Source organism: Mesorhizobium sp. CA8, assembly GCF_020164955.1.
Lineage (GTDB): Bacteria > Pseudomonadota > Alphaproteobacteria > Rhizobiales > Rhizobiaceae > Mesorhizobium.
In genome coordinates, this window is sequence record NZ_JAIUHG010000045.1 from 1 (window position 1) to 23281 (window position 23281).

Genomic DNA, 23281 nt, shown 5'->3' on the forward strand with positions numbered 1-23281 from the left:
GTCATCATCTGCGGCGAGATCATGACGATGCCGGGGCTTCCCAAGTCCCCGTCTTCGGAAAAGATCTTCCTCAACGAACAGGGCCAGATCGAAGGCCTGTTCTGAGCAAGACAGGACCAAAGGAGTGTGAACATGTCAAAGATAATCGACGGCAAGGCGGCTGCAGCGGAAGTGCTTGCAAAGCTTAAGGTGGCCGTCAACCAGCTGAGTGCGGAAACCGGCGTGGTTCCGAGTATAAGTGTCGTCATAGTCGGCCAGGATCCGGCGAGTAAAGTCTATGTCGCGTCTAAAGCGAAGGCGGCCAACGAGTGCGGCTTCCATTCGACCGAGCACGCGCTGCCGACGCAGACGACCGAGGAAGAAGTGGTCGCGCTGGTCGAAAAGCTCAATGTCGATTCTAGGATCCATGGCATCCTGGTACAGTTGCCCTTGCCGGATCATATCGATTCCAGCCGTGTCACCCAGACGATTGCTCCGGAGAAGGATGTCGACGGTTTCCACTTCATCAATGTCGGTAAGCTCGGCACGGGTGAACTCGACACCGCCTTCGTGCCCTGCACACCGGCCGGCTCAATGCTTTTGATTGAGCGCGTGCACGGCCGTGATCTGTCGGGGATGAATGCCTTGGTTGTCGGTCGCTCCAACATAGTAGGCAAGCCGATGGCCAACCTCCTGCTAAAGGCCAACGCCACCGTGACCATCGCACACAGCTGCACCAAGAACCTGCCGGAGCTGTGCCGAAACGCCGACATCCTCGTGGCAGCTGTTGGTAAACCTGAAATGATCAAGGCGCACTGGATCAAGCCCGGCGTGACCGTGATTGACGTCGGCATCAACCGCATTTCCGCCGGGATGAACGGCAAGAGCCGCCTGGTTGGGGACGTGGCTTATGGAGAAGCGGCCACAAAGGCAGGCGCCATAACGCCCGTGCCCGGCGGCGTGGGGCCGATGACGATTGCACTGCTGATGGCCAACACTTTCACCGCGGCCTCCCGTGCGGCCGGGCGGTCGGTTGCTCTCGAAGCTTGCGGTTGATCGATGCATGGCGGTCCCGTCAAAAAGCCGCCATGGCCGAAAAGGGTACTGATTGCCGAGCGCAATCAGCTAGTCATCTCGGCCTTACGCGACATCATCAGCCGCGATGAGCGTTTCGACTTTATCGCCGGCATTCACAGCGGCACGGCGTTTCTGAAAGCATTGGAGGAGACGCAGACGGCCTTCGACGTCGCAATCCTTGGCTGGAAATTATCCGATATGAATGCAGGCGAACTATTGATCGAACTTCGTCGTCGGCAGTTCGCGACGCGCGTGGTCATCTTCTCCGAGGATCACGATATGGGCATTCTGAAGCAGTGTGTACGCCTCGGCGCCCACGGCTTCTGCTATCAGTTCGACGGTCCCGGCATTCTGTTCGACACGGTGGCTGCGGTCGCTAACGGTCGCATCTGCGTACCGTCCATAGATATCTCAAAAATTAATGAAACGCCGTTGTCACGTTTAACGACGCGCGAACGGGAATTACTCGCAGTACTAGCCAATGGCTGGACTAATCAAGAGATCGCGGCAAAGACAGGCATTTCTGAAAACACAGTTAAGTACCATCTCAGAAATTTGTACGATAAGCTCCGCGTCAGCAATCGCGCAATGGCGGTTGCGCTGTTTTTCACCGATACAACACATTAAGCTTGCTAGGCCTAATCCGATGCAGCGATCCGATGCGGCGATTCTCGCGCGCCGAGCTTCCTTTTGCGGTCAATTCGAATCTGGAGGTTTATATAAGGTTCGCATGCAAAACGGAGCACACCCGCCGTCTTCGGACCTCGTACCACGCTGGAGTGAACAAGGCTTGGGTGTCGTTCAGAAGAGCTCGGCGCGGCCTGCAGGCACCGCGTAACGGCGAGCGTGATCAGGTTGCGTGCGTCAAGTTCTGCAAAAGGGGCGGCCATGAGGCTGGTCATGCGGCTTGGCGCAGAGCGAGCTTCTTGTGCTCGCGCAGGTCGTCCATGTTGATGTAGCGGTTGGCCTCCATCCAGTTTTCATTGGTTTCGACGGCCAGCGCCCTGACCAGGCGCAGGCAGCTTTCGGCGTTGGGAAAGATGCGCACGACATAGGTGCGGCGCCTGATCTCTTTGTTGAGGCGTTCCAGCATGTTGGTCGACTTCAGGTGCTTGTGGTGCTGGCGCGGCAGGCGGAAGAAGGTCAGCGTGCCCTCCATGGTCTCCTCCACCCACGTCGTCAGCCGCGGATAGCGGCCCGACCATGTGGCACACGCGGCAAGATCGGCCTTGGCTTCGGCGAGATCGCGCCGGTCGTAGAGCCATCTGAGCTCCTGCAGGCAGTCGTCGCCATGTTTCCTCGGCAGATGATCGAGCGCGTTCCTGAGGAAGTGCACGTAGCAGCGTTGCCAGGCCGCTTCCGGCATCACCTCGCCGATCGCCGCGACCAGGCCGGCATGGTCGTCGGCCAGTTCGACGCCCCTGAGGCCGCGCGCCTTGAGCGCGACGAGGAAGTCCTTCCAGGCCGAGCGGCTCTCGCGATTGGCCATCTCCACCGCCAGGATCTGGCGCCGGCCGTCCCAGTCGATGCCGACCGCGATCAGCACCGCCTGGCTCATGACGATGCCGGCCTCGCACCTTCTCGTAGCGGGCATCGAGGATGAGATAGGCAAAGGGCTCTTGCAGCGGGCGCTCGGCGAAGGCCTTCAGGCTCTCGTCCAGGCGCTTGTTGATGGCCGAGATCGACGAGGCCGAGAAGGCATGCCCGCACAGCTCTTCCGTGATCGCCTTGACCTTGCGGGTCGAAACGCCCTGCACGTACATTTCCGCAAGCGTCGCCACCAAGGCCCGCTCGGAACGCTGGTAGCGCTCGAACAGCTCGGTGGAGAAGCGCCCCTGCCGGTCCTGCGGAACCCGCAGCGCCAGCTTGCCGACACGGGTGACAAGCGTGCGGCCGTAATAGCCAGAGCGATAGCCAAGACGCTCCGGTGTGCGTTTGCTCTTCGAAGCACCCATCGCCTCGTCCATCTCGGCCTCGAGCACCTCCTGCATCACCGCGCGGATCACTTCGTGCAGCCCATCCGGGTTCGAAAGCAGAATGTCTTTGACGCCAGCTATGGCGGATTTGTCTTCGGTCTTGGTCATGGTGGCGTTCCTTCGCGGGAATCAGGTGACGTGAACAATCACCAGCCTGCCATGACCGCCCTCTCTCAGCGAATTTGCAGAACTCTCAGCACACTACCCATGATCATTGGTTCTACCGCATTCAGCGATCGGCCACAGCGAGGCGCTCGGCGGCGCCAGCGGCATCCCGGTTCGAGATCGTTCTGTTCGATCGAGCCAGCCGCGGCCGCCGCCCCGCACTATGAGAGGGACCTGGGGCTGATGGTGAGGTACTTTGCAGCGCCATGATGTACTAAGCAGGGCGGTTTGGCACAACTCTATCGCGCTGCGGAGCTCGTGGCGTCCGAGATGACCGTTCATCGCCCATGCGCCGTGCCGTGCCTCGATGTCTGCCACTTCACTCTTGCCGAAATGGCGACGCTAACTCAATTGGGTAGGACCCCTCAGGCTTCAGCCGATCGAGCAGGCTTTTGTCCGCCGGATGAAGCCGTTCAAGACCTTGGCATAGCGCGCCGTCGAGGACGGATTGCGATGACGCCATGTTCGGTGTCGATCTTGCCGACCTCAGCCGTATGATCCCGAAGGGCAGGGCCCCTGGGATGGCAGTGGTTAAGGCCGCACGCGTCAGGCTCGGCACTTCAAGAAACGGTCAACCTCGTCGACATTTAGCGCCAGCGTGCGCCGGACGCGCGGGAACCGGGAATGAGGCTTAGCCCGATGTCACACTTTAGGAAAGCGTACAAGGCCAAGTGATCCTGCCCTGACCAGATATGGTTCTGGGAGCATGGACGTCCCGGTGCAGCCCTCCCCTGAAATCTAATCGTTGACATCAATCTAGCCATTGACGTGCTTTTGCATATGTGCCAACATTTAAACGGTGGCGGGATAGCCACCCTAAACCACGCCCAACGCGCAGGGACACACCCTGGAAGCGCGGAAGCGTTGGTTAATCTCCATTCTCAAAATTGTCGACATCATTTCACCAGGCCGACGCTTGCCGTCCGCTCTGGGAGCGATGTCATCTGGCACTTTGAGCGGTAAAAAATCACAAGGGGAACGCAGATGAAAATGTTGATGCAGAAGATTTCCGTTTTGCTTGCCGTAACTGCCCTGTGGACTGGGGCCGCAGTCGCGGAAGATAAGCCGATCGTGTTGGGTTTTCCATTGGGATTGAGCGGTGCAAACAGCATCACGGCTCCGGCCGTTATCCAGGCGACGGAACTTGCAGTCTCTGAAATCAATGGTGCGGGAGGGGTGTTGGGCAGAAAGCTTGTCATCGAACTTGCCGACAGTGCATCGAGTGCCGCAGGAGCTCAGAAGGCGTACGACTCTCTCGTGTACCAAAAGAAAGTCGACGTAATAATTTCATCGGAGCCGAGCGCGGCCAGAAACGCGGGCCTGCCGATCATCACTAGAGGGAAGATCCCGTACATTTACACTTCCTTCTATGAAGGAGGTTCCTGTAACAAATATCAGCACATCAACGGATGGGTGCCGCAGCAAGTGGTGTCTCTCATGGTAGACTACTTCATGAAGGATCAGAGCGCGAAGACATTTTTCCTTGTTGGAAACGACTATGCATTCGGGCGGGGTATGCTTGGGTATACTAATAAGTATATCACAGAAAAAGGTGGTAAGGTCCTCGGAGAAGAATATAATCCGATCGACGCAAATGATTGGACGGCGATCATCAGTAAGATCCGCGACGCCAATCCGGACGTAATCATAACTTCCACGGCGGCCGGTGCGCCAAATGTAACATTCACAAAACAGTTTAGGGCGGCCGGCCTCACGGCCAAGTATGGTAGCTACGCACTCGATGAAGGTACTGCAAAGACCTTGGGGCCTGATGCGGAAGGAATTTATCTCGGCGGCTCGTACTACACCAGCATCAAATCTGAGAAAAATGCGCAGTTCATAAAAGCTCTGAATGACAAATTTGGTGCAGAGGCAAAAACGCCAAATGAACTTTCGGTGCCGCAATACGACGCTATTTATTCCTACGCCCTGGCGGTCAAGAAGGCTGGGACGACAGATACGGATGCGGTCGTAAAGGCTCTGAGCGAAGTAACTTTTGATGGTCCCAGAGGCGCCGTACAGATGTCAAAGCAACGTCATGCTCCGCTGACGATGTATCTCGCTCAGGTCAACGCTCAGGGCGATACCACGATCATCAAGTCCCACCCCAATGTGGATCCGGGCGAGCAGTGCCCCAATTTGTGATCGGAACAGACGGCGCTCTCCGTCGCCTTTTCCTACTGAACCGCCAATAGTGGCGATGCTGTGTTGATCCGCCAGACGTGGTTATGGACGAAATGCCTTTCGTCATCTGTCAATCGCGAGATCAATACAGCACGCCACAGAATGTCGGAGAACTTAGATGGTTCCGGTACTGCTTGATATCATAACGACTGCGGCAATCTTGTACATCGTTTCCTCGGGATTGCTTCTTGTGTTTGGCGTCATGAAGCTCATTAACTTCGCTCATGGCGGACTGTTGACGATTGGGGGTTACGCTGCCGTGATCGCCACCGCGCTGGGCCTAAATCCCTGGATCGGTATACCCTTGGCGGCGGTGTTTGGCGGAATCGTTGGTTTCGGCATGGAGCGCGTTGTGGTGCGCTCACTCTACAATCGCCCCCTTGATGCCATTCTGGCTACATGGGGTCTAAGCATTATCATCGGGCAGGCCATCACCTTGGTCTTCGATCGTGGCGTCCATTTCGCCGAACCTCCGATTAGAGGCGTGATCAGCATCCTTGGCGAGCCCTACTCGACCTATCGACTAGTCCTGACTGCCCTTGCGTTGTTGCTCGGCCTCGGCTTGACGGCAGCGCTGCGGGGCACATCACTAGGCCTGTCCACACGCGCGGTCATCATGAACGAGGACCTCGCGCGGGGGCTCGGCATCAACAGCGGCCTCGTCCGCTCCATCACGTTCACGCTCGGCTCCGGTCTGGCGGCGGTGGCGGGAGCTCTTATAACGCCCCTGTCCAGCGTTGATCCAAACATGGGCGTCGCCTGGCTGATTAGCGCCTTCATGCTCGTTCTCGTCTCGGGTTCTTCGCTCTACAGCTTGGCCTTTGCCAGCGTTGTCCTGGGCGGCGCCCAAGTCATTGTAAGTAACTATTTCGGTTCGGTGCTCGGAGGCATGACGATCGCCGCGCTGGCCGCTGTCATACTTCGTATCCGTCCGCAGGGATTTTCTTATGAGTGACGCAAACGTGAAGGAATTGGGAAGCAGTTCCATTCAACGACTCCAGGTCCGCCCGCTGACCAAGGTGGTGTTTGCAGCATCGATCGTTCTGATCGGCGTCGGTGCCGCACCATTCTTCATGGACGCGTATTCCGTGAACGTGCTGGTGAGGTCGATGATCTACGCCGCAATGGCGCTGTCGGTCGATATCCTATGGGGCTATCTCGGAGTCCTGACCTTCGGCCAGTCGGCGTTCTTCGCGGCCGGCGCCTACGCAACGGCATTGGTCTTCACCTATGGCGGCTTTTCGCCTGAATATGCATTTGCCGCTGTCCTGATCGGCATGGCCGTCGCGGTCGCGTTGGCGGGACTGGTGGCATTCCTGGCTTTCTGGCATGGGGCGTCGGCACTTTATGCGTCGGTGATCACCCTAGTCCTGCCGATCGTGGTCACGCAGCTTCTATTTTCCGGTGGCACATATACCGGCTCGAGCAGTGGCCTCACCGGCTTCGACACCATCCCCCTCAGCACCGAGGCGTGGTTCTGGGCCGTCGGGGTCTGGCTGGTCGTACTAACGACAGGGGCCTGGATGTACACGCGCAGCGACGCCGGACGGCTTTTAATCGCAATCCGGGAAAATGAGCAGCGGTGCAAGTATCTCGGATTGAACACGTCCAAGATCAAGGCGCTGGTCTTTCTGATCTGTGCTGCAATCGGCGCGATCGCTGGCTGGATCTACGCCAATTATACGATGGTGGTTGCACCTGAAATCGCCGGCTTCACGTTCGGAACCGAGCTACTGATCTGGGTCGCATTGGGCGGGCGAGGCACGCTGTTCGGCCCGGTGATCGGAACAATCATCATCGATTATGCCAGTGCGCACCTGCAGGGCGACTTTCCCTTCGTGTGGAAACTTGTGATCGGAATAGTCTTTGTTTCGGTCATCGTGGCCCTCCCGCGTGGTATCCTGCCGTTGGTTTCGAATGCCGCCAACTGGCTTCGCGGTCGCACCCGCAAAGCCCAGCCGGAGCAATACTCCCAACTCCAATTGTGCAAGGCGCCTAGAATCGAACGCAACATTGTTGTGGCTGGACCGGCGCTTGTGGTGAGTGGGGTCGAGAAGCGGTTCGGCAGCCTCGAGGTGCTGTCAGGCATCGACTTCGAAGCCACGTATGGCGAGATCGTCAGTCTTGTGGGACCGAACGGTGCCGGCAAGACCACCCTGATGACCTGCATCGCCGACGGCTCAAAGCGCAGCGGCGGCACGATTTCGATCGGTGGGCAGGATATCGCTCATCGCCCGCCTGAAGAATGCGTGCGTCTCGGTGTTGGGCGCAAGTTCCAGATGGCCAACGTTTTCGACACCTTGACAGTCGGTGAGTGCCTTCAGATAGCACGGGCGCGCCTAGACCCTTTGTCCAAGTGGAAGAAATCCGGTGTTTGTCAACTTCCACCTTCCGCCCTGCATGTCGTCCGGGCCACGGGACTGCACAGTGATCTGGACGTGCCTGCACAACTGCTGTCGCACGGAAAGAAGCAGGCGCTCGAACTGGCCATGGTATTGGCTCTCGAGCCAAAGGTTATCCTGCTGGATGAGCCCACGGCAGGTCTCACCAAGACTGAACGCACACTGATCGGAACGATCCTGACCGAACTCGCCACAACAGAGCAACTCTGCATCCTGCTCGTGGAGCACGACCTGGATTTTGTCCGCGACATTTCTTCTCGGGTGATCGTTCTGCACCAAGGCCGGATTGTTCTTAACGGCTCGGTCGATGAGGTCGTGAATTCAGAGCTCGTCAAAACAGTCTATGCCGGGTCCGGGCATTGAGGAGGATTGGATCGTGACAGAAGCAGTGCTCACTGTGAATGGTCTAAGCAGCGGATATGGACAGGCAACGGTAATAAGAAACCTCGACTTGCAGATCGCCAGCGGCGAAATCGTCGCCGTTGTCGGCAAGAACGGCATGGGAAAGAGTACGCTTCTCAAGTCGATCATGGGGTATTTGCCGAAATTTTCAGGCTCCGTCGCAATGGCGCAGCATCCCATCGGCGACAGCCGGCCTCATGAGATTGCCCGGCTTGGCGTGGCCTACGTACCGCAGGAAAAGGCGTTGTTTCAGGACCTTACGGTGGAGGAAAATATTCGCCTGTCGTTGCGTGGCTCCGTGAGCTGGAACGACGCAAAGGAGACAATGGGCCGTTGCTTTCCGTTTCTCCTCCGGCGCTTGCAGCAAAAAGCCGGCACGCTCAGTGGCGGCGAACAGAAGATGCTACTGATGGCACGCTCCCTCGCCGTCGAGGCTAAAGTGCTGCTGATCGACGAGATAACCGAAGGCCTGCAGCCTTCGATCATATCCAACCTGGTGAAGATCATCAAGACGGAGAGGGATCGCTCGGGTCTCGGCGTTTTGCTCGTTGAACAGAACATTCCGTTCACCCGCGCCGTTTCCGACAGATATGTCCTCCTGGATAAGGGCGAGATATCGGGATCCGGAAACACGAGGGACCCCGATACCCACGAAAAGATCGCGGCTCACATAAGCCTCTGATCATCCGAAAAACGACTTCGAAATGGGCGAGGGCCTCACGTGTATTTGACCAACAGGGAAAGCGACAGACTGCTGATTTTCGTCGCTGCAGAAATGGCCCGGCGCCGTCGGGCTGAGGGCATGCTGTTGAATTTGCCAGAGGCCAGAGCGGTAATAGCCGACGCCATGCACGAAGAGGCCAGGAGAGGAAGATCGGTCTCTGAGTTGATGGCCTTCGGCCGAACCGTATTGCAATCCGAGGACGTTCAGTCGGGCGTCGTGCCGCTTCTGGAAATGCTGATGATCGAGCCGATGTTTCCGGACGGTCAGAAGCTCGTTTGCGTCCACGATCCTCTTGGCCTGCCCCAGAACGCCGATGAAGAGGACAAGCCTGGCTGTTATCGCCTGGCGAAAGAAGGAATAGAGATCAATTGCGGTCGTGCGACGACCCGTGTCGTCGTTCGCAACTTTGGCGACCGCTCCATCCAGATCGGCTCCCATTTCCACTTCTTCGAAGTGAACCCTGAGCTGGAGTTTGACCGGGCCGCAGCGTTCGGCTTCCGTCTCGACATTCCAGCGGGAACTACTGTGCGCTTTGAGCCAGGGGACGAGAAGACCGTCGACCTAGTCGCCATCGGCGGCGAGCGGCGCGTCGAAGGGCTCAACAACCTGACCGATGGTGTGCTGGACGATCCGGAGGTGAAGCGCAGGGCGGTTGCACGCGCGGCAGCCGAAGGGTTCAGGGGAGCTCACGATGTCTAAGATGCTGTCGCGCCGTCAATATGTTGAGCTGTACGGACCGACAACGGGAGACAGCGTCCGTCTCGCCGACACCGATCTCTGGGCAGAGGTCGAACGGGACCTCCTGGTTCCGGGCGACGAGCTCGTCTTCGGGGCTGGAAAAACCTTGAGAGTGGGTTCTGGCTGTCATGGCCATATCACGGCGGCAGACGGCGCACTCGATTTGGTGATAACGAACGCCACGATCATCGACCCGGTCCTGGGCATCATCAAGGCCGACATAGGGATCAAAGATGGCCTGGTCGCAGGGATCGGCAAGGCCGGCGACCCGCGGATTATGGACGGAGTGGACCCGAAACTGATCGTCGGTACCAACACGGACGTTCGCGCGGCGGAGGGCCTGATTGTTACCGCCGGGGGCGTTGACTGCCACGTCCATTTCATCGATCCAGGCCAATGCGAAGAGGCGCTGGCCAGTGGCATCACCACCCTTTTCGGAGGCGGACTTGGCGCCACCACCGTTCCGATTGCCTCTACTGGCACTGTCAACCTCGGATATATGCTCCAGGCAGCGGAGGCGTTTCCGCTCAATTTTGGCTTCTTCGGGAAGGCGGCCTCGGACAGCCCCAAGCCGCTGATCGAGCAACTGGAGGCAGGGGCCGCAGGGCTGAAGATTCACGAGGATTGGGGCGCCACAACCGCCGCGATCCATTCGGCGCTGCTAGCTGCTAACGAAGCGGATGTGCAAATCCAGTTGCACACCGACACGCTCAACGAGTTTGGGTTCCTCGAACGAACCCTGAAGGCGATCGATGGCCGCACCATTCACGCCTATCACGTCGAAGGCGCCGGCGGGGGTCACGCTCCCGACATCGTCAAGGTCTGTGGGAACGAGAACATCCTGCCTTCGTCCACCAATCCGACTAATCCTTATACGGTCAATACATTCGATGAGCATTTCGACATGGCAATGGTCAGTCATCACCTTAATCCGAGATTGCCGGAGGATATCGCCTTCGCTGAATCCCGGATCCGCCACGAAACCATCGCGGCCGAAGGCGTACTGCATGATATCGGCGCGATCAGCGCCATTGGCTCGGACTCCCAAGGGATGGGACGCATCGGCGAAACCATAACCCGTACTTGGCAGACCGCATCACGCATGAAGATGCAGCGGGGCGCTCTCCCCGAGGACAGCGGTCGCGGCAACGACAACACGCGTATTAAACGGTTCATCGCCAAATACACCATCAACCCCGCGCGTATGTTAGGGGTGGAAAAATTTGTCGGCTCGCTCGAGCCGGGGAAGCTTGCCGATCTCGTGCTTTGGAAACCGGGGCTGTTTGGCATCAAACCGGAGGCTGTTTTCAAGTCGGGCTTTCCGGTGATGGCGGTCATGGGTGAGGCGAACGCCTCTCTTAATTGCTGCGAGCCGCTGCGTTACCGCCCACAATGGGGCTGGTTCGGGCGCGCTGCCCAATCGCTTTCGGTGCGTTTCATGTCTCAGGGAGCTATAGACCGCGACGTGGCCGGAAAGCTGGAGCTGCGCGCACGCTGCCTGCCGGTGTCCGGAACACGAAACCTATCGAAGAGAGACATGCTTTGGAATGACAAGGCTCCGAAGGTAACGGTGGACCCTGAAACCTACAGAGTCGAAGTCGACGGTGAGCACTGCACCTCCCTTCCGGCCGGCAAGGTGCCTCTTGGTGCCCTTTATACATTGAAATAGGAGAGATTCATGTCCGCAAAGGCCGATCGCGTCGGCATCGGAGGTCCGATAGGCAAGAAGAACAAGGTGATCCAGCATCTCGTGCTCCCATTCATAATGCGGAACCGAAGCCCGCGGCCAGTTCGCGTTACCGGTTTGGATGCCGACAGAACAGCAGGATCGCGAAGCTGCAGGAAACCCTACGGTCTCGTCGCGTGGTAAACAACAGGGTGCGGGGTCTCGCTGGGGAGCGATCGATCAGCGAGGGGCACGCCTATCAACGCATCCGGCGGTGGTTCCTGGAAGGACGCGTATCGATAACCAAGTCGCCGATCAGGTTCTGGCCTGGGGGGCCAACTGAACGATTTCAAATTTTCAAATTTGCACGAGGCAAGCATTATGACGGCATCTGAAAGCACCGCTCACTCTGTTCTTCGCGTTGCTCTTGACTGGGAGGTGGACGCGATCGATCCGCCCGCCTCGTTTGGTGGTTGGAATACAGGCAGAGTCGTCCAGCAGATATTCGAGAGCTTGTATGAGGACGATCTGGAGGATGAGGCAGCCAGTCCGACGCGACTTATCCCCGCGCTCGCCACTTCGGTCGAGATCTCCGAGGACGGTCTGGAATATTTATTCCACTTGCGGGAGGACGTGCGGTTCCACGACGGAACCCTATTCGATGCGGAGGCCGTGCGGTTCAACATAGAACGTATGTGGAATCCTGAGGCGCCGCAGTATTCGCCCGTGGCAGCGGACTACAACCGGATCGGTCTCGAAGCGCTCGAATCAGTGAAGGTCGTGGGGCCGCTGGCGATCCTCCTCACGCTGAAGGAGCCCTTCCCCGAATTCCTCCGCTACATGACGCAGGAGGACGCACCGGGCGCGCATGTCTTCATCAGCCCAGAGGCACTGAAAAAGCACGGCAACTCAGGCATTGCCGACCATGCACCGGGCACCGGCCCATTCCGTTTCGACAGTCGCTTTTCGACGCCCCACGGCAGCGGAGTCAGGCTGGTTCGCAATGACGACTACTGGGGAGGGGCATCCAGGTTGAACGGCCTCGAGTACAAGCCGTATCCAAACCTTGAAGATCGGTACAACGCATTGCTCAACGGCGATGCCGATCTGGCCTACGGCCTAGAGGGGAGCGATCTCGACGAATTAGAACGGCGCGGATTCGTCGTCCTAGAAGGCCAGGTACCCTATGTCTGGTATTTCATTTTCAATATGCGCGATCCGGTCCTCAGCGACGCTCGAGTGCGTCGCGCCGTCGCCTATGCGATTGATCGGGAGAAGCTAAGCAAAGAAATCTTCCGCGGACATACCACCGTCGCATCCGGCATGCTGCCACCTGCTTCGCCGGCCTTCGATGAAGGGTACAGATTTCCTTATGAATTCAACCCCGAGCTTGCCCGGCAGCTTCTAAGGGACGCGGGCATCCCATCGGACTGGCGATTGCGCATCATGTCGGCAAAAGCTGGATGTGGGCATTCCGTTCGAATTTGCGAGTATCTGGCGAAGAGTCTTTCGGCGATTGGGTTTGGTGCCGAGATTGTGTGGACAGAAGACTGGATTTCCTATTGCAACGAATGGCGGTCCGGTTTGCGGGAGGGAGCAGGCGTCTCGCAGATGAGCTGGGGCATGTCCTGTGATGTTTGGCTGGAGCAGGTACTGCATTCCAGGAACAAGTCGCCACGCGGATTTAACGCGGGATATTACTGTAATACGTATGTAGATCAGTTTTTGGACGACGCCAGGCGAACTCAAGAAGACAAGCAACGATTCGAACTGTATCGAGATGCCCATTCGATCATCATGAATGATCTACCAGTCATCCCGATTCTGACTTTGGCGCGTGGCAACGTTTGTTATCACCCGCGCGTCAGGGGCCTTCGCAACCCACGGCAGAATTGGCATTCGTTCAAAAATGTATGGATGGATCCAGACATTTGATCGAACCAGTTTGATCCTACGAGAGAAATGTGACGCGCGGCATCACGCAAAAGGAAAAGGCTGCTGATCATGGTATTGCCGGAGCTGTGTGATACTGGCTATGTCTTTCACACTCGTGCTGAAGCGCGATTGCTGGCGGACATCATTCCGGCAGGATCTTCGACCGAGGCGTGGTGTCGTGCTGCCAATAGGCTAGGTATGCATCCAGTAGCCGGTATTGCGGAACGCAATGGAGAAAAGCTTTACAAACTCGGCGTTAATTCTGGGACCCGATGGTGTACTTGCGCGCAGCCGCAGGATCCGGTTATGGGGGAAGAAGTGTTGCGCTTATCGCCAGGTAATCTAGGTTTCCCGGGGTTCGATACACTCGCCGGATCGGTTGTGACCTATGTTGTTACTGCGATGAATGTTTCAGGTTCTGCTTTGCAAGCGAGGAGGTCGAAGTCGACGGTGAGCACCGCACGTCCCTTCGGCAAGGTGCTGCTTGGCGCCCTGTATACGCTGAAATAGGAGAGATTCATGCACGCAAAGGCCATTCGCATCGGCATCGGTGGTCCGGTGGGCTCCGGGAAGACGAGGCTAATCGAGCGTCTCCTGCCCTTGATTCATGAAGCGGGGTTGAAACCCGCTGTCATCACCAACGACCTTGTGACTCTTGAGGACGCGATGCGGGTCAAGGCGAGCGGCCTGATCGAAGCAACTCTGGTTATCGGTGTTGAGACCGGCGCGTGCCCTCATACCGCGATCCGCGAGGACCCCTCCGTCAACATTCAGGCCGCTGATGCGCTGGAACGCGACAACCGGCTCGATCTGATCCTTATCGAGAGCGGGGGGGACAATTTGGCGGCGACATTCTCCTCCGAACTCGTCGACTATTGGATCTTCGTGATCGACGTCGCCGCGGGCGACGACATACCGCGTAAGCGAGGTCTTGGAATGCTCCAGGCAGACCTGCTTGTCGTCAACAAAGTCGACCTCGCTCAGCATGTGGGTGCTGATTTGAATCGCATCCGCCAAGACGTCCAGGTCAACCGCCCTAAAAAGGCGACCATCTACACGAACTTGCGGTCGCCGGACGGTGCCTCGGAGGTCTTTGCGACCATAAAACGGGATGCCCTCTTCGGCTGTGTTCATTGATGCGGGCATGACGCGCTCGTACGGCCTACTAGACCTGGAATTCGCAACCGACTGCCGCGGAAAAACACAACTCATGCAGCGGGCCCAGAGATTTCCGTTGCATTTTACAACGCCTCTTTTTTTGGACGAAAGGCAGCCTGGCATGGCTTTCGTATATGTTCAGAACCCTTCGGGCGCGGTTTTCAGCGGCGACAGGCTGGAATTGCGGCTTGCTGCGCGCAACGGCGCAAAACTTCATGTCACCAGCACGTCTGCGACCAAGTTGCATCGCATGCTCGAGGGATCAGCCTTTCAAAAAGTGCAGTTAGAGGCAAAGCGAGGGTCGTACATTGAGTACCTGCCGGATCAGCTCATACCGCAGGCGCAGTCCTCCTACGACCAGGAGACGACGATCGACCTCGACCAGGGGTCGATGCTCATCGCAAGCGAAATCATTGCGCCGGGACGTTTGGCGCGCGGCGAGGTCTTTGCGTTCAACCGCCTCAAACTGGAAACGCGGATCAGGATCGAAGGCAGCACGCTTTTCACCGAACGCATCCTCATGGAACCGACGACGATGCCAATCAATCTAAGAGGCGTTCTAGGCTCGTTTCTCTATGCGGGAAACCTGCTGGCGCTTGTTCCAGGCGGCAATGCCAAGGGCGTCTACGACGCCGCTTCATGTCTGGACATGACGGGAGAGGATTTTCGACTAGGCGTAGGCGCCCTGCCTGGAGCGGTCGGCATCATCGTGCGTGTCCTGGCCCGGTCGTCTCCAACAATCACTCGGCTCATGGAAGAGGCATGGTCGCGGATTCGAATGCAGATGATTGGGGCGCCGGCGCCATATAGGAGGAAATAGGTCCCATGCTTGTCTCGAACGGAATAGTTGGCTCCATCGATTCGGTCGAAGGTGCCACTGGGACATTGGATTTCATCGACGTGCCTTGGACGGAGGCCGCCAAGCGGCTGCTGCGGCGGCGCACGAACGGCGGGCTCGATTTTGCGCTATCAATGCAGCATAGCCAGTACCTTTTCCACGGGGCTGTTCTATATAGCAACGAGGATCATACGGTGGTCGTGCGCAGGCCAGAGGAGCTCGCCCTCATCGTTGACCTCAGCCAGACCAGCTCGATTCTGGATATCGTTCGGCAGGCCGCGCTTATCGGCCATGCTTTCGGCAACCAGCACGTACCGGTCGAGGTGGACGGCTGCTGTATACTCGTGCCGATGCTGTCGAGTGAATGTCTCATGACTAGGACGGTTAGAGATCTTAAGCTCGGCGAACTGTCACTGCGTTTCGGTCGCGTCCGATTGGGCGCCTCTCGTCCCCTTTTTATGACGGGGCACACCCATGAATGACATGCGGGCAGGAGTCACGATTGACGCGAGTTTCCTGACGGCCCTTCAACTGGCCGACAGTTCGCTGCCAGTCGGGCGTTATGTCCACTCTAGCGGATTGGAAGGAATTCTGGAGGAGCTTCCAAAGAGCTCAGCCCAAATTACGGAAGTCGTCAAAGCGGTGCTGCTACACGGCTCGGGCCGCTGCGACGCTGTCGCTGCTGCGCATGCACATCGGATGTTTTCAGAGGCCAGCATCGACCACCTGCATGATGTAGACGAGTGCCTTTTGGCAACAAAGCTGTCGGTGCCGGCCCGCAAGGCGTCGACCTCGTGCGGCCGACAGCTGGCGAAGCTCGCACTTCAGGTCTGGCCGCACGAAGTGCTCGATCCATTCTGTCGCGAAGTGCTGTTGCGCGAGGCCGGCAACCTAGCCGTCGTCGCAGCAGCCGTGTCGGCCTCCCGCGGAATAGACATCGAGCACACGGTCCTTGCGGAGTTGCGCGGCACGGCCAGTAGCCTCTTTTCAGCCGCGGTGCGCCTTGGCCGGATGGGTTCGGCAGAAGCTCAGGTGCATCTCCATCAATGCATCCCGATTATCGCCCAGGCTGCGGAAGAGGCGCTCCTCCTGGACCTGGACGACATGAGTTCGACCACGCTCGAATTGGACATTGCGATGCTGCAATTCCAGCGTAATCCACTTCGCCTGTTCGCAACCTAAAGGCGAATCGTTAGATGTCCGGTATAGGTGAATTGCAGGAGTCTTATCGTTCGGAGAGTACATGGCCCGTGGGTGTTCTGTACTCGAGGAGCGGGATCACGGCGATCGCAGAGACTTCGCAGTTGCAGGGAACGTTGCTCGCCATTTCCGAGATAAACGCTGCCGGCGGCGTGCTTGGAAAGGCGATTTCTCCCTTGATTCTGGATCCAGCCTCTGATCCGCAGCGCTACGCCCAACTGGCCAATACGCTCCTCATGGACCGTGGCGTGAGCAATATATTCGGCTGCTCGGCCTCCTACAGCCGGAAGGCGGTCGTTCCGGCCGTCGAGCGCCGCGGAGGCTTACTCTGGTATTCGATCGGCTACGAGGGATTCGAATATTCCTCGAGCGTCATCTACACTGGCCCTGCACCCAACCAGCTTCATCTGCCGCTCGCCGAATATCTCTTCCCGCGCTATGGACGCAAGCTAGTGTGCATCGGCACAGACTATCTCTTCCCGCGTGAATCCAACCGGATCATGCGCGACCTACTATCCGAAATCGGAGGCAGTGTCGTCGGCGAATACTACCTGGCCTTCGGTGCCCAGAGGGATGTCTTTGTGGATGTGGTCAAGCAGGCGCGATCGCTCGGTGCCGATGTCATCTTCTCGACAGTGGTCGGGCCGGGAATAGCGGCACTTTACGATGCCTATACGGCCGAGAACCTCGATCCAGCCATTACGCCAATCGCCTCCCTTACGACCAATGAAGCGCATCTTCAGGAAATGTGGTTTGAGCCGCGGCCGGGCCACATTGTCTCCGCGCCCTATTTCGAAACGGTACAATCGCCGCGGAACAAAAGTTTTGTTGCCAATTATCATCAACGTTTCGGGGAAAAGCGCCCGGCCGATACCTGTGCTGAGGCGGCATATTTTACGGTGTTGCTCTTTGCGCGGGCGCTGGAACGTGCGGGCACGCTGGATCCGGAGCGGCTTCGCAGCGAGGTGCTCGGCCTCGAGATCTCAGCTCCCCAGGGCGTCGTCATGGTCGATCCAGACAACAGCCATACTTACCTCTGGCCTCGAATCGGCATGACGGAGGCGGGACGTAAATTCGGGATCGTCGCGGAGTTCAAGAGGGCAATGAAACCGGACCCATACCTTGTGAACTACGTTGGCCTGGGCCGCATCGACAGTGATCACGGATACGAGGAACTCGACAATGTCCGGTGAGGCGTTGATCCGTGAACTGCGAAAACTTCGAGCGTGTGTGATCCATCCGCCGGATTCGGTATGTGGTGATCTTGTCCGGCACTTGAAGCGTATCGGATGCCAAGTCGACACCGTATGGCCGGTCCCTGATCGTTGGCCGGCTCATGCCGACATCGTATTCTGTATCTTTGGCGACAATTCTTCGCTCAATATTAGCGCCCTGAAAAGAGATCGCGACGGCACCCTCATCGGCATCATCGAATATGAGAGCCCTACGGTCGTTCGCGAATTGCTTGAAGCAGAGGTCCAAGCAGTTATAGGCAGGCCCATCCATCCCTTTGGGATATTGTCGACGCTGACGGTTGCAAGTTCACGTTACCGGTTCGAACGCCGTCAGAACAATAAAATCGCGAAACTGGAAGAAACTCTGCGATCACGTCGCGTGGTGAACAACGCAGTCCGGCATCTGGCTGCGCAGAGATCGATCAGCGAGGAGCAGGCCTATCAGTGCATCCGACGCTGGTCCCTGGAAGGACGCACATCGATGACCAGTATCGCCGATCAGGTTCTGGCCTGTGGGTCGGAGCTATGTGATCCAAATTTTCAAGTTAAGCCGAAGGAAGCATTGTGATGGCACCTCCAAGGACTCCAGACTCTATTCTGCGTGTCGCCCTTGATTGGGAGGTCGACGCGATCGACCCGCCCGCGTCCTTTGGTGGTTGGAATACGGGAAGAGTTGTCCAGCAGATGTTCGATAGCCTCTATGAGGACGACCTAGAAGATGAGGCAGCCAGTCCTACACGACTTGTACCGGCACTCGCTACTTCGGTCGAGATCTCCGACGATGGACTCAAGTATCTGTTTCGCTTGCGGGACAATGTACGGTTCCACGATGGAACCCCGTTCGATGCGGAGGCCGTCCTGTTCAACATAGAACGCATGTGGAACCCCGATGCGCTTCAATATTCTCCTGTGGCGGCCGATTACAACCGGATCGGTCTCGAAGCGCTCAAGTCCGTGGAAGTCACGGGGCCTATGAAGATCCTACTCACGCTGAAAGAGCCCTTTCCGGAGTTCCTCCGCTATATGACACAGGAAGACGCGCCGGGCGCGCACGTCTTTATCAGCCCAGCGGCCCTGAAGAGGTATAGCAATTCAGGCATTGCAGACCATGCACCGGGTACCGGCCCATTTTGTTTCGACGATCGCTTCTCAACCCCTTTCGGCAGCGGTATCCGGTTACGTCGGAATGAAGATTACTGGGGCGGGGTGCCCAAGCTCAATGGAATAGAGTTCAAGCCGTATCCGAGCCTTGAAGATCGGTACAACGCACTGCTCAATGGCGAAGCCGATCTGGCCTATGGCCTTGAGGGGAGCGACCTCGACGAATTAGAACGGCGTGGATTTGTCGTCATCGAAGGCCAGGTACCCTATATCTGGTATTTCATTTTCAACATGCGAGACCCAGTCCTGAGTGACGTTCGGGTGCGTCACGCGATTGCGCATGCAGTTGATCGAGAAGGATTGAGCAACAGCATCTTCCGTGGACACACCAATGTCGCATCCGGCATGTTACCGCCCGCTTCGCCAGCCTTCGATGAAGAGTATATATTTCCTTACGAATTTAAACCCGAGAGCGCCCAGCGGCTTTTGAGGGAAGCAAACGTCCCACTGGGCTGGCGATTGCGCATAATGACGGCGAACGCTGGTTCTGGCCAACTCATGCCCACCCGAATTTGCGAGCATCTGGCGAAGAATCTTGAGGCGATCGGATTCGGTGCAGAAGTTCTGCGGACCGAAGACTGGGTTTCCTATTGCAACGAATGGCGATCCGGGGTGCCGGATGGCGCAGGCGTTTCGCAGATGAGCTGGGGCATGTCCTGCGATGTCTGGCTGGAGCAGGTTCTGCATTCACGGAATAGTTCTCCGTTCGGATTCAATGCGGGGTATTACTCCAATCCCGCGGTAGATCTCTTGCTAGACAAAGCTCGGCAAACCCAAGGTGACGATGAACGAAGACAGTTGTATCGAGAGGCTAACCTAGTGATCATGGACGATCTGCCAGTGCTGCCAATGCTAACTTTGCGACGCGGCTACGTCTGCTATCACCCTCGGGTCAAGGGGTTTCGCAACCCAAGGCAGAACTGGCATTCGTTCAAGAATGTGTGGACGGATTCTAGCGTTTGATCGAACCGATCTGACACTTACAACAGCGCGATCCTTATCAAACGCTGTTTGCCCTCTCGGCCGTGGACACCATGCTAAGAAAGCAGGAGGCGACGGTCGGTCATATCAGCGACTGCTGAACAATAGGAGACCAAGGTGAAAAGAATAACGCATACGGCACTTGCCGTCACGGCCATGCTCGTCACAAGCCCGTCAATAGCCAGCGCCCATGTCGGGGTCGGCGTTACCAGTGGCTTCGCGCATGGCTTCTGGCATCCGATTGGCGGCTTCGATCATATGCTCACCATGGTCATGGTCGGCCTGCTCGCTGCTCAGTTGGGTGGGCGCGCGCTGTGTCTGGTGCCGGCTGCTTTCGTTTCAGTCATGACCATTGGCGGCGCGGTCGGTTTCGTGGGCATCCCAGCACCTTTCGTTGAGCTTGGCGTTGGCCTGTCGATTGTCGCACTCGGAACTGCGGTCGCCCTCGGCGTTAGGATCATGGTCGCCGCAGCCATGGCGCTGGTTGGCTTCTTCGCCTTATTCCACGGCTACGCCCATGGCGCCGAGATGCCGGAAAACGTCGCTGGCCTTGCCTATGGTGCTGGTTTCGTTATCGCGACCGCGCTGCTGCATGCCTCTGGCCTTGCCCTGGGGCTGGTGATGGTCAGCAAAGCCGGGCGGCGTGGCGAAACCTTGGTCCGTGTCACAGGAGCCATTGTTGCGGTTGCAGGCGGCGCCCTGGTCACGGGAATTATCTAGGGCGTTCTGTTTTCAGGTGGAAGCACAGCCGGCGTCGCTGGGATAGGTGAATTCCTTTGACGTGATGAGGTCGAGTAACTCGCCGATAGCGAACGAAATTGCCTTGAACATGTGCGCTGCGACCTCGGGAAGTAGCCGCCTCGAGCTTAATGCTCGGTCGGATTGAGGTTTGGCGAATATTGGGGGCGGGAAGATCGGCTTGGCGCCGGCCTCGCAAATGGCGCGGCAACTTGTCCGGAACCCTGCGGACCTCACTATGGGCCCCGCTTAGAATGGTAGGGCCAAAGAGGAGAGGGAACTCACTCCGCAGTTCGTCGGTAAAAAAATAGCAAGAGATGAGGAGGAGCCAGGATGGCGAACCTACAAAGCGCGCGCACACCGTTTAGTTTCTATCTCTTGCCTGGCTTCTCGCTTCAGGCGTTCTCTTGCGCGGTGGAAGTCCTGCGGTTAGCCAACGAAGCGATCGGGAAAAACGTCTACAGCTGGCAAGTCATATCTGAAGACGGACAACCCGTGATGTCGAGTTGCCGGATGACGGTCGGCATCGACTCCACGTTGAGAGACGAACGCGAGAGAACCCAAAAATCAAACTTGACGTCAGCCGCGGTGATTTGCGGCGGCAGTGCCATCCCGCGGCCAAACAGGCAACTCGACGCCTGGCTAAGGGAATGCCGCATGCGCCGCATCCCCCTCATTTGCATCGGCAGTGGCACCGTCGTTGTCGCCCGGGCTGGATTGGCAGATGGGCGCCGGTGCGCCGTCCACTGGGAACAGCTTCCGTTATTTTGCGAGCAGTTTCCGGGGATAGAGTCCACCCAGACGGCCTTTGAACATGATGGAGATCTGCATACCTGCTCGGGCGGGGATGCACCTTTCGACATGTTCCTAAACTGGGTTGAACGTGACCATGGTTCAGTCGTCGTCAAGCGCGTCTGCGAAAAAGCCATCGCATACCGAATGCGCTCAGCCGGGGAGCGACAGCGCCTGCCCCTCCATTCTCGTGTCAAGCTCAATCACAAGGCAGTGATGAAGGTCATCGGCCTGATGGAGGCAAGCTTGGATGATCCTATGCCGGTCAACGATCTTGTGGCGTTAAGCGGAATATCGCGTCGGCAGATCGAAAGGCTTTTCGACAGAGAGTTGGGGCTCTCACCGAACCGATACTACATGGAACTGCGTCTGGAGCGTGCGCAGCTGCTTCTTGTGAGCACAAACTTGCCGGTCGTGGAAGTTGCGGTGGCTTGCGGTTTCATCTCGCCGTCGCACTTCTCCAAAGTCTATCGCGAAGCCTACGGATGCGCTCCGCATCAGACACGATTGGCCGCCCGTGCCGACGGGCACGCCGACCTGATGGACCCGGCGCTGCTGGGACTGGAGCGTAGCAAGGTCTCCCACCGAAGTTTATCGATGACGGCCTAGCCGACGAAGTGGCTGAGCGCTGGCCAGCAGCCCACTCCGTCCCTTCGTATGCAGACGGTTTACCCAAGGGCCGGGCTCCAGGGCGCTGTATTTTCGGCAGCGGGACCTCAGGCCATTCGGCCAGGGCTTTGGTGACTATGATTTCGGGGTGACGGTTTTCTGCGCATAGTTCGGCAGATGCATGGAACCGCAGCCCGGCGTCCATCGACGATTTCTGACTGAATCAAATGGATTGGCCATAGTGTAGCAACGACATGCTGTGAGAATCCATTCGAATATCACGTCGGGGTGAGTTGTTTGTCTACAGAGCGATGCCGCGGCTTGGACCTTCCGCTCTTATTTCTCTTTCTGAATTGCTGAAACGGATCGCGAATATGGTTGCCGGAGAACCGAATGACGTGCGTTTGAAAAATGTTGGCGGCCAACTGATTGTTCAGGTCGTCGAGCATGGCAAAGTAACTCGTCATTTATTCAACTCTCAAGCGGTTGCCGAGAGCTACGCCGAATTCCAACGAATTAGACTCGGCCTGCCCGGAAAGTCACCAATTTGGGAGGAGAACCCGTTGGATGAGCGCCCTATGAGGCTTCGTCAGAGACCAGACTTCATCATCCAGGATGTCCTCGATCTCGCCGAGTTCACTGATCGTGGTATTGTCACTACCCTAGTTGATACACACGGAGTTCGCCTCCGTCTCCACCTCACAGTCGTGACGTCAGAATTGCTTTGCGAGCGAATTGCCGACGCGCTGGAGCGCCGGTACGAAGAATAGGCCACCCGTTACGGGGGTCGACAATGATCACGCTATGCAGGAAGCATCTGGGGAAGGTAGCCGTTTGTCCGCGTGAGCTTCGGAACAAGGCAGGGCTCATCCTGGAGAGGGCCTGTATACTAGGCGAGGCGAAATGAGGCCGCCCCTTTGAACGGCTCAACAGCCGCGTTCTTGGGGGCTCGTCATGATCTGCTCACCAGCGCCGGAACGGGCAGAACGTTGTTGGCTTCGTGAGTATGGAAAAGCTGTAGCCTCCCTCCGCATCGCGCTCAACCCAAGAGGTGAGGCGGTCAACGATGCGATTGTCCTTGTCGAAAGTCAGCACGCGTGGCTTGAGGGCGGTCAACTCCCTCTGCACATAGACCGAATTGCAGATGATGACCTGGTCCCCCCGGTTGACACATATGCGCTAAGATAGCTTTGGCATGGCTTGAAATTTGCGCTTTCGAGGTGGCTCGCGCCAACGATGTCGCGAGGCATGGAGATTTCGGCGCAGGATTGCCAAGGGCGGCTGAGTAAAGATGGCTGTGATCAGGGAGGCGACGATCTGG

General features: G+C 57.7%; 22 protein-coding genes and 1 pseudogene. 21 read left to right on the forward strand and 2 right to left on the reverse strand.

Annotation, left to right across the window (positions count from 1 at the left end; translation table 11 throughout):
* The 3 genes from LB553_RS29715 to LB553_RS29725 all read left to right on the forward strand — a co-directional run.
* Window positions 1–105 (forward strand): formate--tetrahydrofolate ligase (locus LB553_RS29715; RefSeq protein ID WP_128312268.1); only part of this gene is annotated, 105 nt, incomplete at its 5' end.
* Between the two features lie 27 nt (window positions 106–132).
* Window positions 133–1035, forward strand: coding sequence for a bifunctional methylenetetrahydrofolate dehydrogenase/methenyltetrahydrofolate cyclohydrolase FolD (folD, locus tag LB553_RS29720; protein WP_224518518.1), 903 nt, complete (start codon window positions 133–135; stop codon window positions 1033–1035).
* A 3-nt stretch (window positions 1036–1038) separates the two neighbouring features.
* Window positions 1039–1683, forward strand: coding sequence for a response regulator transcription factor (locus LB553_RS29725; RefSeq protein WP_224518519.1), 645 nt, complete (start codon window positions 1039–1041; stop codon window positions 1681–1683).
* A 271-nt stretch (window positions 1684–1954) separates the two neighbouring features.
* On the opposite strand, the pseudogene LB553_RS29730 reads toward LB553_RS29725, so the two are convergent.
* Window positions 1955–3140, reverse strand: a pseudogene (locus tag LB553_RS29730) (IS256 family transposase).
* A 1047-nt stretch (window positions 3141–4187) separates the two neighbouring features.
* Here LB553_RS29730 and LB553_RS29735 point away from each other — a divergent pair.
* The 18 genes from LB553_RS29735 (at window position 4188) to LB553_RS29820 (ending at window position 22730) form a co-directional block, all read left to right on the forward strand.
* The gene (locus LB553_RS29735) at window positions 4188–5342 is read left to right on the forward strand and encodes a substrate-binding protein (protein ID WP_411962289.1); all 1155 of its coding nucleotides are present in this window, start codon (window positions 4188–4190) and stop codon (window positions 5340–5342) included.
* A 157-nt stretch (window positions 5343–5499) separates the two neighbouring features.
* Window positions 5500–6336: a branched-chain amino acid ABC transporter permease gene (locus LB553_RS29740; protein WP_224518521.1), complete on the forward strand. Its 837-nt coding sequence runs from the start codon at window positions 5500–5502 to the stop codon at window positions 6334–6336.
* Window positions 6329–8146: an ABC transporter permease subunit gene (locus tag LB553_RS29745; protein ID WP_224518522.1), complete on the forward strand. Its 1818-nt coding sequence runs from the start codon at window positions 6329–6331 to the stop codon at window positions 8144–8146. The genes LB553_RS29740 and LB553_RS29745 overlap by 8 nt, the downstream gene beginning before the upstream one ends.
* A gap of 13 nt (window positions 8147–8159) precedes the next feature.
* Window positions 8160–8867, forward strand: a complete 708-nt coding sequence (locus LB553_RS29750; protein WP_224518523.1) for an ABC transporter ATP-binding protein — start codon at window positions 8160–8162, stop codon at window positions 8865–8867.
* Between the two features lie 39 nt (window positions 8868–8906).
* Window positions 8907–9608, forward strand: a complete 702-nt coding sequence (ureB, locus tag LB553_RS29755) for an urease subunit beta (RefSeq protein WP_224518524.1) — start codon at window positions 8907–8909, stop codon at window positions 9606–9608.
* Window positions 9601–11316 carry an urease subunit alpha gene (gene ureC, locus LB553_RS29760; protein WP_224518525.1) on the forward strand — a complete coding sequence of 572 codons (1716 nt, stop codon included), beginning with the start codon at window positions 9601–9603 and terminating at the stop codon, window positions 11314–11316. The genes ureB and ureC overlap by 8 nt, the downstream gene beginning before the upstream one ends.
* A gap of 378 nt (window positions 11317–11694) precedes the next feature.
* Complete coding sequence (locus tag LB553_RS29765) at window positions 11695–13248, forward strand: ABC transporter substrate-binding protein (protein WP_224518526.1); 1554 nt, start codon at window positions 11695–11697, stop codon at window positions 13246–13248.
* A 63-nt stretch (window positions 13249–13311) separates the two neighbouring features.
* Window positions 13312–13758, forward strand: a complete 447-nt coding sequence (locus tag LB553_RS29770; protein WP_263484320.1) for a nitrilase-related carbon-nitrogen hydrolase — start codon at window positions 13312–13314, stop codon at window positions 13756–13758.
* 9 nt (window positions 13759–13767) lie between these two features.
* Window positions 13768–14385, forward strand: coding sequence for an urease accessory protein UreG (gene ureG / locus LB553_RS29775; RefSeq protein ID WP_224518527.1), 618 nt, complete (start codon window positions 13768–13770; stop codon window positions 14383–14385).
* A gap of 142 nt (window positions 14386–14527) precedes the next feature.
* Window positions 14528–15226, forward strand: a complete 699-nt coding sequence (locus LB553_RS29780) for an urease accessory protein UreD (RefSeq protein ID WP_224518528.1) — start codon at window positions 14528–14530, stop codon at window positions 15224–15226.
* 5 nt (window positions 15227–15231) lie between these two features.
* Window positions 15232–15726, forward strand: a complete 495-nt coding sequence (locus LB553_RS29785; protein WP_224518529.1) for a hypothetical protein — start codon at window positions 15232–15234, stop codon at window positions 15724–15726.
* Window positions 15719–16426, forward strand: a complete 708-nt coding sequence (locus LB553_RS29790; protein ID WP_224518530.1) for an urease accessory protein UreF — start codon at window positions 15719–15721, stop codon at window positions 16424–16426. Before LB553_RS29785 ends, LB553_RS29790 begins: the two co-directional genes overlap by 8 nt.
* Before the next feature lie 68 nt (window positions 16427–16494).
* Window positions 16495–17637, forward strand: a complete 1143-nt coding sequence (locus LB553_RS29795) for a transporter substrate-binding domain-containing protein (protein WP_318011548.1) — start codon at window positions 16495–16497, stop codon at window positions 17635–17637.
* Window positions 17627–18247 carry an ANTAR domain-containing response regulator gene (locus LB553_RS29800; protein ID WP_224518532.1) on the forward strand — a complete coding sequence of 207 codons (621 nt, stop codon included), beginning with the start codon at window positions 17627–17629 and terminating at the stop codon, window positions 18245–18247. Before LB553_RS29795 ends, LB553_RS29800 begins: the two co-directional genes overlap by 11 nt.
* Window positions 18247–19803: an ABC transporter substrate-binding protein gene (locus LB553_RS29805; protein WP_224518533.1), complete on the forward strand. Its 1557-nt coding sequence runs from the start codon at window positions 18247–18249 to the stop codon at window positions 19801–19803. Before LB553_RS29800 ends, LB553_RS29805 begins: the two co-directional genes overlap by 1 nt.
* Window positions 19804–19977: 174 nt before the next feature.
* Window positions 19978–20541, forward strand: a complete 564-nt coding sequence (locus LB553_RS29810) for a HupE/UreJ family protein (protein ID WP_224518534.1) — start codon at window positions 19978–19980, stop codon at window positions 20539–20541.
* A 351-nt stretch (window positions 20542–20892) separates the two neighbouring features.
* Entirely contained in the window at window positions 20893–21960 is a 1068-nt protein-coding gene (locus tag LB553_RS29815) for a GlxA family transcriptional regulator (protein ID WP_224518535.1), read from the forward strand.
* A 293-nt stretch (window positions 21961–22253) separates the two neighbouring features.
* Window positions 22254–22730 carry a hypothetical protein gene (locus LB553_RS29820; RefSeq protein ID WP_224518536.1) on the forward strand — a complete coding sequence of 159 codons (477 nt, stop codon included), beginning with the start codon at window positions 22254–22256 and terminating at the stop codon, window positions 22728–22730.
* Between the two features lie 193 nt (window positions 22731–22923).
* On the opposite strand, the gene LB553_RS29825 is transcribed toward LB553_RS29820, so the two are convergent.
* Complete coding sequence (locus tag LB553_RS29825; protein ID WP_224518537.1) at window positions 22924–23076, reverse strand: hypothetical protein; 153 nt, start codon at window positions 23074–23076, stop codon at window positions 22924–22926.
* Between the last annotated feature and the right edge of the window lie 205 nt (window positions 23077–23281).

Excerpts from the sequence above, each read along its gene's own strand:
- folD (WP_224518518.1), top strand. The coding sequence starts at position 133 with ATGTCAAAGATAATCGACGGCAAGGCGGCTGCAGCGGAAGTGCTTGCA.
- LB553_RS29725 (WP_224518519.1), top strand. The coding sequence starts at position 1,039 with ATGCATGGCGGTCCCGTCAAAAAGCCGCCATGGCCGAAAAGGGTACTG.
- LB553_RS29735 (WP_411962289.1), top strand. The coding sequence starts at position 4,188 with ATGTTGATGCAGAAGATTTCCGTTTTGCTTGCCGTAACTGCCCTGTGG.
- LB553_RS29740 (WP_224518521.1), top strand. The coding sequence starts at position 5,500 with ATGGTTCCGGTACTGCTTGATATCATAACGACTGCGGCAATCTTGTAC.
- LB553_RS29745 (WP_224518522.1), top strand. The coding sequence starts at position 6,329 with ATGAGTGACGCAAACGTGAAGGAATTGGGAAGCAGTTCCATTCAACGA.
- ureC (WP_224518525.1), top strand. The coding sequence starts at position 9,601 with ATGTCTAAGATGCTGTCGCGCCGTCAATATGTTGAGCTGTACGGACCG.
- LB553_RS29765 (WP_224518526.1), top strand. The coding sequence starts at position 11,695 with ATGACGGCATCTGAAAGCACCGCTCACTCTGTTCTTCGCGTTGCTCTT.
- ureG (WP_224518527.1), top strand. The coding sequence starts at position 13,768 with ATGCACGCAAAGGCCATTCGCATCGGCATCGGTGGTCCGGTGGGCTCC.
- LB553_RS29780 (WP_224518528.1), top strand. The coding sequence starts at position 14,528 with ATGGCTTTCGTATATGTTCAGAACCCTTCGGGCGCGGTTTTCAGCGGC.
- LB553_RS29785 (WP_224518529.1), top strand. The coding sequence starts at position 15,232 with ATGCTTGTCTCGAACGGAATAGTTGGCTCCATCGATTCGGTCGAAGGT.
- LB553_RS29790 (WP_224518530.1), top strand. The coding sequence starts at position 15,719 with ATGAATGACATGCGGGCAGGAGTCACGATTGACGCGAGTTTCCTGACG.
- LB553_RS29800 (WP_224518532.1), top strand. The coding sequence starts at position 17,627 with ATGTCCGGTGAGGCGTTGATCCGTGAACTGCGAAAACTTCGAGCGTGT.
- LB553_RS29805 (WP_224518533.1), top strand. The coding sequence starts at position 18,247 with ATGGCACCTCCAAGGACTCCAGACTCTATTCTGCGTGTCGCCCTTGAT.
- LB553_RS29810 (WP_224518534.1), top strand. The coding sequence starts at position 19,978 with ATGCTCGTCACAAGCCCGTCAATAGCCAGCGCCCATGTCGGGGTCGGC.
- LB553_RS29815 (WP_224518535.1), top strand. The coding sequence starts at position 20,893 with ATGGCGAACCTACAAAGCGCGCGCACACCGTTTAGTTTCTATCTCTTG.